The organism is Streptomyces sp. NPDC015220, assembly GCF_043079345.1.
Classification (GTDB): domain Bacteria; phylum Actinomycetota; class Actinomycetes; order Streptomycetales; family Streptomycetaceae; genus Streptomyces.
Genome location: NZ_JBIBUK010000003.1, coordinates 545,239 through 552,326 on the forward strand (window position 1 = coordinate 545,239; position 7,088 = coordinate 552,326).

General features: G+C 72.1%; 7 protein-coding genes. 4 read left to right on the forward strand and 3 right to left on the reverse strand.

All coding sequences use genetic code 11. From position 1 onward, the window contains the following. Positions 1–43: 43 nt before the first annotated feature. Entirely contained in the window at positions 44–2,128 is a 2,085-nt protein-coding gene (locus ACF061_RS11545) for a PQQ-binding-like beta-propeller repeat protein (RefSeq protein WP_392266618.1), read from the reverse strand. 179 nt (positions 2,129–2,307) lie between these two features. On the opposite strand from ACF061_RS11545, the gene ACF061_RS11550 reads away from it, so the two are divergent. The 4 genes from ACF061_RS11550 to proC all read left to right on the forward strand — a co-directional run bounded on the left by ACF061_RS11550 (position 2,308) and on the right by proC (position 5,346). Next, positions 2,308–2,625 (forward strand): SH3 domain-containing protein, encoded by a 318-nt coding sequence (locus ACF061_RS11550; protein ID WP_392266619.1) that lies wholly within the window; start codon positions 2,308–2,310, stop codon positions 2,623–2,625. Positions 2,626–3,032: 407 nt separating this feature from the next. Continuing rightward, positions 3,033–3,548 carry an EamA/RhaT family transporter gene (locus ACF061_RS11555; protein WP_392266620.1) on the forward strand — a complete coding sequence of 172 codons (516 nt, stop codon included), beginning with the start codon at positions 3,033–3,035 and terminating at the stop codon, positions 3,546–3,548. A gap of 76 nt (positions 3,549–3,624) precedes the next feature. Beyond that, complete coding sequence (locus tag ACF061_RS11560) at positions 3,625–4,419, forward strand: class I SAM-dependent methyltransferase (protein ID WP_392266621.1); 795 nt, start codon at positions 3,625–3,627, stop codon at positions 4,417–4,419. 117 nt (positions 4,420–4,536) lie between these two features. Next, the gene (gene proC, locus ACF061_RS11565; protein ID WP_392266622.1) at positions 4,537–5,346 is read left to right on the forward strand and encodes a pyrroline-5-carboxylate reductase; all 810 of its coding nucleotides are present in this window, start codon (positions 4,537–4,539) and stop codon (positions 5,344–5,346) included. A gap of 54 nt (positions 5,347–5,400) precedes the next feature. Here the strand turns inward: proC and trpS are convergent, their stop codons facing one another. Both trpS and ACF061_RS11575 read right to left on the reverse strand, forming a co-directional pair. Then, positions 5,401–6,396, reverse strand: a complete 996-nt coding sequence (gene trpS, locus ACF061_RS11570) for a tryptophan--tRNA ligase (protein ID WP_392266623.1) — start codon at positions 6,394–6,396, stop codon at positions 5,401–5,403. A 428-nt stretch (positions 6,397–6,824) separates the two neighbouring features. Then, a partial coding sequence (locus ACF061_RS11575; protein WP_392266624.1) for a hypothetical protein occupies positions 6,825–7,088 on the reverse strand: 264 nt, incomplete at its 5' end.

Here is a 7,088-nt window from a genome sequence, read left to right on the forward strand (position 1 = left end):
CGCGTTCGGGGCCGCTTCCCTCGCGGGGCGGCCCCTTCGCGTGTCACCAGGCCGACGGATCGTTTCCGTCGACGGCGAAGACGGTGCCGTCGGGGGCGGTCCCGTAGACCCGGTCCCCGACCACCACCGGCGCGGGCACCGCGGTCGCGACCTCGCCCGGGTCCGCGCCGAGCCGCGCCGGCGTCTGCCCCGCCAGCCTCCCGGTACCCGCGTCCACGGCCAGCAGCCGGCCGTCGGCGGCGCTGACGTACACGTACCGGCCGTCGCAGACCGGCACCGATCCCCGGCTCACGGCCGTCTCCAGGTGCCACAGCCGCTTCCCGGCGTTCATGTCGACGGCTTCCAGCGCACCGCCCGCCGCCAGCAGATGGACGACGCCTCCCCGCACCTCGGCCAGCGGGTCCTGCCGGGGGACGGTGAGCGGCACCTTGCGCACCGCCCCGGATCCGGGGGTGTAGCGGACGACCGCTTTCGCGTCACCGTTGAGCCTGTCGGTGTCGAGGAGGAAGACGGCGCCGTCGCGGGCCCCGACGGGTCTCAACACGCCGCTCAGCACTGCCGCCCAGCGGACCGTGCCGGTAACGGGATCGACGGCCGTGATCCGCGTACTGGCCCCGTCGTCGGACGTGCTCACCGCGTAGGCCGACGAATTCCCGGGGAACGATTCGAGGGACGGCAGACCGAAGCCCGGAAGCCGCCGGGTCCACCGTGTGCCGCCCGAGGCGCCGTCCACGCCGGTGACCGTCCCGTCGGCCCGGGCGAGCAGGAGCATGCCGCCCGCGAACCGCCATCCACCCCGCGCGGGAACGGCCTGCCGTGACCGGGGCAGGCCGGAGGCGGGGGCGACCGCTTCCAGATGCCGGCCGTCGGACGTGGCGACGTGCACCGAGCCGCCCGAGAGCTCGGGCCTGCGCGTGCCCGCTCCGGCGATGGGCCGCCGCCACAGCACGGCGCCGTCGGACGGCTCGAGGGCGAAGACCACGCCGTCCTGCGCGCAGAACAGCCTGCCGGTGCCGTAGGAGCACTGGGGTGCGGTCGCCCGCCCGGACTTCGGTCTCGCCACCCACGCCTCGAACCCGGCCGGTGTGGTCCGCGGGTTCACGGCCACCCGCTTCGGAGTGCCGGCGCCGAGCAGGTGCACCGAGGTGAACGCGCCGATCCCGAGCAGGCCGACCGCCCCGGCCGCCAGCGCGGCCCGTCTGCGCCTCCCGGAAATACGTTTCGTCCGCCCGGAGCCGGTCCCCGGCGGTGTCGCGTCACCGGAGCGCTGTGCGGGTATGAACGCCTGGGTGTCGTACGAGGCCGCGACCGACCGCAGTTCCCGCATCAGTTCGTCGGGCGTGGGCCGGCTCTCGGGATCCTTGGCCAGGCAACGCAGCACGAGCGGCGCCAGGTCCTCCGGTACTCCGGTCAGATCCGGCTCGTCGTGCACCACTTGGTAGGCGACGATGTAGGGACTGTCGGAGTCGAACGGACCGCGTCCGGTCGCCGCGTGCACCAGCACGGAACCGAGCGCGAAGATGTCGGCGGCCGGGCCCACCTCCCGGGGCCGCCGGAACTGCTCGGGCGCCATGAACGGCGGCGTCCCGATCAACTTGCCCGTCTCGGTGCGCAGGTCACTGTCCTTCGGACGGGAGATGCCGAAGTCGATGACCTTGGGCCCGTCCTCCGCGAGCAGCACGTTGCTCGGTTTGAGATCTCGGTGGACGACACCCACCCGGTGGATGTCGCGCAGCGCCTCGGCGAGTCCAGCCATCAGCCGCCGCAACTGGGCCGGGGCCATGGGCCCGTTCCGCTTCACCTGTTCGGACAAGGTGGGCCCGGGGATGAACAACGTGGCCATCCAAGGGCGATCCGCCTCCGGGTCGGCGTCGACGACCGGTGCGGTGAAGGCGCCGCTCACCCTCCGGGCGGCGGCCACCTCCTGCCGGAACCGCCCCCTGAACTCGGGGTCCCTGGCGAACTCGGCATGCACTACCTTCACCGCGAGCCTCAGCCCGGAAGTGCTGCGGGCCAGGTGCACCACACCCATGCCCCCGGATCCGAGACACGACTCCAGTTGGTAGTGCCCGGCGTATTCCGGAAGTTCCGCTTCCGTGTCTGCTCCGATGTTGCGCTGTGGCGCCATGGACCACCCCCGTGCTGTTCGTCCGCGCGCGCGACGCACGGAGCCTAGTCGAAGACTCGAACAGGACAGAGGCGGCTTGCTAGCGTTCGCGTGCGCGTCGCGCCGGCGTGTTTCGCGGCGTGATTCCTGGGAATCAACGGCACCCCATGGCAGTCATGGGGGCAACGGGGGAGAAGTTCATGTCTGTCGACCATGCGGAGCTCACAGGCGACGACCGGGAGCGGGCGGCCCAGTCCGTGGCCGCGTCCCTGCGGTACTACTCGGTGGCGCCGGGTGTCCGCCTCAACGTCCGCAGCGGTCCCGGCACCGGCTACGGCATCGTCCGTGTCCTGACCGAGGGCGCGCAGGTACCGATCTACTGCCAGACGCCGGGGACCACGGTGACCGGCCCCTACGGCACCTCGAACATCTGGGACAACATCAGCGACGGCCAGTTCGTCTCCGACGCCTATGTGCACACCGGCAGCGACGGCTACATCGCCTCGCGCTGCGGCTGACCACTTCCGACAGGGCGCACACGGTCCCCCGGACGTCGATCCGGCCGGGAGCGGGTGCCGCGCCGCGGACGCTGATGGCGAGACCCGCGCCCCCGGACCGTGGCGCGGGGACGCGGTCGCGGTCGTGGCCCCGCCCGAGGAGCGGGTGGCGGTCCCGGCGCCGGCCACGCCGTCGTCCGTGTCCTGACCGACGGCGCCCGGGGCCCGTCTCCTGCGAGGCGCCGGGGATCGCGGCGACCGGTCCCCACGGCATCATCCGCACGGCACCTCGAACATCCGGGACGACAGCGACGGCGCCGGGTTCGTCCCGGACGCCCGTGTGCGCACCGGCGGCGACGGCCACGCAGTGCCCCGCCGCGTCCGGTCCCGCCCCGGGCCCGCGGCCGCCGCCGAGCCATAATCGTCCCGTGAGCGACGAGAACGGCACCCCGGACACGACCGCGGGCCCCACGGCCCCCGCCGGCGGGCCCCGGCCCGAACCCCTGCGTTTCTTCGGCACCACCTGGGTGAACCATGACGGCGGCTACGCGGCCCGCCGCGCCGGCGTCGCCGCCGGCTCGCTCCTGGCCGCCGCGGCCGCCTGCTTCGTGCTCCGCTTCGCCTACGAGGGGTTGCAGATCGCCGACTCGGGCGCCTTCGTCACCTTGCTGGTCATCGTGATGTTCGCGGTGTGCAGCGCACTCGCCTTCCGCGACACCTGGGACGGCTTCACCAAGCGCCCCGACCCCGAGCGGCAGGCCTCCCTGCGCGGCCTGCTCGCCATCGGCTTCGTCGGCTCCCTCCTCGCCTACTTCTTCCGCTCCCTCACCGAGGCCCCCGGCGAGAAGCTGCACCGCCAGGAGTACGAGCGGGCCCGTGAGGAGCACGAACGCCGGACCACCCGCCGCTCCGGCAACCCCTCCAAGAAGCGCCGCCGCTCCTGACCGCTACCGCCCGGGCGGGCCGCCCGCCGGCCGAACCCCTTGCCCGGCGGCCCACCGTTCGCTGGATCATGGCGGTATGACCGCATCCCCGCCGCCCGCCCCGGCCCCCGAGCCCACGCACGCCGCCCGCGCCCACTCCTTCAACGCCGCCGCGGCCCAGTACGCCGCCAACCGTCCCTCCTACCCGCCCGCCCTCTTCGACGCGGTCGAGGAACTCGCCGGCCGCCCGCTCACCGGTGCGCGCGTCGCCGATGTCGGCGCCGGAACCGGCATCGCGACCGCCCTGCTGCACGAGCGCGGCGCACAGGTGCTGGCCGTGGAGCCCGGCGACGGCATGGCGGCCCAGTTCTGCGGCACCCACCCCGGCATCCCGATCGTGCGCGGCAACGGCAACGCCCTGCCCCTCGCCGACGCCTGCGTCGACCTCCTCACCTACGCCCAGGCCTGGCACTGGACCGACACCGCACGGTCGGTCCCGGAGGCCCTGCGCGTCCTGCGTCCAGGCGGCGCGCTGGCACTGTGGTGGAACACCGACGCCCACGGCGTCGAGTGGAGCGCCGAGCAGGGCCGCCGCATCGCGCGCTTCTCCGGTGTCGACATCCCCGCCGAGAAGGGGCGGGCCGCCCGCACCGACCTGGCCGACCCCAGCGGACGCCTCCGCTTCGCCCGCCGCGAGGTGCGCTGGAGCCGCCGCGTACCGCTCGACACCCACCTCGCCAACATCGGCAGCCACTCCTTCTTCCTCGTCCGCCCGGAGGAGGAGCGGGCCGCGTTCCTCGCCGAGGAGCGCGACCACCTGCTCAAGGTCTTCCCCGAAGGCACCGTCGAGGAGACCTACGACGTACTCCTCCTCGTCGCCGTCCGCCCCTGACCCGAAGCCCTCTTCCTCCGCCCCGCTTCCCCGCCCTGGTCCCGGCCCCCCGCCACGGGTGTTCCGCCTGCCGGACAACCCGCCACACCCCGCACCGCCGGTGCGAGGATGAGCCCCATGAGCCAGAAAGTCGCAGTCCTCGGCACCGGCAAGATCGGCGAAGCCCTGCTCAGCGGAATGATCCGGGCCGGCTGGGCCCCCGCCGATCTCCTGGTCACCGCCCGCCGCTCCGAGCGGGCCGAGGAACTCCGCGCCCGCCACGGAGTCACCCCGGTCACCAACCCGGAAGCGGCGAAGACCGCCGACACCCTGATCCTCACGGTCAAGCCCCAGGACATGGGCACCCTCCTCGGCGAGCTCGCCCCGCACATCCCCGCCGACCGACTGGTCATCAGCGGCGCGGCGGGCATCCCCACCTCCTTCTTCGAGGAGCGCCTGGCCGCGGGCACCCCGGTCGTCCGCGTCATGACGAACACCCCCGCCCTCGTCGACGAGGCGATGTCCGTCATCTCCGCCGGCACCCACGCCACCGCAGCACACCTCGCACACGCGGAGGAGATCTTCGGAGCGGTCGGCAAGACCCTGCGCGTGCCCGAGTCCCAGCAGGACGCCTGCACCGCCCTCTCCGGCTCGGGCCCGGCGTACTTCTTCTACCTGGTCGAGGCCATGACCGACGCGGGCATCCTCCTCGGCCTGCCCCGGGACAAGGCCCACGAGCTGATCGTCCAGTCCGCCATCGGCGCCGCGGTGATGCTCCGCGACAGCGGGGAGCACCCCGTGAAGCTGCGCGAGAACGTCACCTCACCGGCCGGCACGACGATCAACGCCATCCGCGAGCTCGAGAACCACGGGGTCCGGGCCGCGCTCATCGCCGCGCTGGAGGCCGCCCGCGACCGCAGCCGCGAGCTGGCCTCCGGCAACAACTGACACCGGCGGGCGCCGGCCGAGACCGGCTCCGGGAGGCCGTCCCGGCCGCGCTCCTCAGGCGGGCAGCAGCCCGATCGCCCGGTAGGCCGTGTCGACCGTCGGCCGCGCCATCTCCCGGGCCTTGTGCGCGCCCGTCCGCAACACCTGCTCCACGTACCCCGGATCCGCGCACAGCTCCCGGTGGCGCTCCTGCACCGGCCTGAGGAGTTCGACCACGGCCTCCGCGGTGTCCTTCTTCAGGGCGCCGTACGACTGGTACGCACCGCTCAGGTCCTCCGGGTTCCCGCCCACGCAGGCGGCCAGGATCTCCAGGAGGTTCGAGATCCCCGGCCGTTCCTCCCGGTCGTGGACGACGTCCAGCCCGCTGTCGGTCACCGCCCGCATGATCTTCCGCCGCACGACGTCCGGTTCGTCCAGAAGGTAGACGATGCCGGGCCCGGAGTCGTCCGACTTCCCCATCTTCGACGTCGGGTCCTGAAGGTTCATGACCCGTGTCGCCACCTTCGGGTGGGTCGCCTTCGGTACCACGAACGTGTGTCCGTAACGCTGGTTGAACCGCACCGCCAGGTCGCGGGTCAGTTCCACGTGCTGTGTCTGGTCCTCCCCGACCGGCACCTCGTGCGCGCCGTAGGCCAGGATGTCCGCCGCCATGAGCGCGGGGTAGGTCAGCAACGACAGCCGCACGCTCGTACCCCGCTCGCGCTCACGCGGGGCCTTCTCCTTGTACTGGATCATCCGCCGCATCTCGCCGTCGGTGGCCACGCACTCCAGCAGGTAGGACAGCCGGGTGTGCTCGTCCACGTGGCTCTGCAGGAACACCGTGCACCGCTCCGGGTCGATGCCCGAGGCCAGCAGCAGTGTCGCCGCCTGACGGCTGAGTCTGCGCACCCGCGCGGGGTCGTGGTCCACGGTCAGCGCGTGCAGATCGACTACGCAGAACAGGGCGTCCGCCCGGTGCTGGTCCACCTCGGCCCACCGCCGCAGGGCGCCCAGGTAGTTCCCGAGCGTCAGGTGCCCGGTCGGCTTGACCCCGCTGAAGACCCTTGTCATCTCCACTCCATCTCCTGGCCGAGGCCGCCGTCCCCGGCCGGCCCCCTGGTCCCGGAGGGAGGAACGAGAACGGCCGCCGAGGCGGCGGCCGTTGAATGCGTACGTGAGCGCGGCCGCCGTCAGGCGGGCCACCACTGCTGAGCGCACGTACGCGTCGTCATGACGAAGAGGCTACGCCTCACGATGCCGCGCGGCAGCGAGTTGACACGACTCGCCGGGCTCCGTACTGTTCTCCGAGTTGTCCGGCGTGAGAGCCGACTCCGGTCGGTCCCCGGACAGCCAATCCGCAAGCACCACCCTCTGCTCGACGACAGTCGTTCTACCTGTCTGCCGTCGTTTCATTGGCGTGCGTAATTACGGAATGAGGAATCCACGCCCGGAAGGGCACGGCCCCCGATTCGCTCGGGAGCACGGAATCCGCTAAAGTCTCACTCGTCGGAACGGCCGAACAGCCGGGAAGACAAACCCCGCTGACCGGGGGTCAGGTCGAAAAAAGGATCTGATAGAGTCGGAACCGCCGGAAAGGGAAACGCGAGAGCGGGAACCTGGAAAGCACCGAGGAAATCGGATCGGAAAAAGATCTGATAGAGTCGGAAACACCGAAGGGAAGCGCCCGGAGGAAAGCCCGAGAGGGTGAGTACGAAGGAAGCGTCCGTTCCTTGAGAACTCAACAGCGTGCCAAAAGTCAACGC

What these genes read in the sequence shown, in the direction of transcription:
- ACF061_RS11545 (WP_392266618.1), bottom strand. Translation starts at nt 2,128, where the DNA reads ATGGCGCCACAGCGCAACATCGGAGCAGACACGGAAGCGGAACTTCCG.
- ACF061_RS11550 (WP_392266619.1), top strand. Translation starts at nt 2,308, where the DNA reads ATGTCTGTCGACCATGCGGAGCTCACAGGCGACGACCGGGAGCGGGCG.
- ACF061_RS11560 (WP_392266621.1), top strand. Translation starts at nt 3,625, where the DNA reads ATGACCGCATCCCCGCCGCCCGCCCCGGCCCCCGAGCCCACGCACGCC.
- proC (WP_392266622.1), top strand. Translation starts at nt 4,537, where the DNA reads ATGAGCCAGAAAGTCGCAGTCCTCGGCACCGGCAAGATCGGCGAAGCC.
- trpS (WP_392266623.1), bottom strand. Translation starts at nt 6,396, where the DNA reads ATGACAAGGGTCTTCAGCGGGGTCAAGCCGACCGGGCACCTGACGCTC.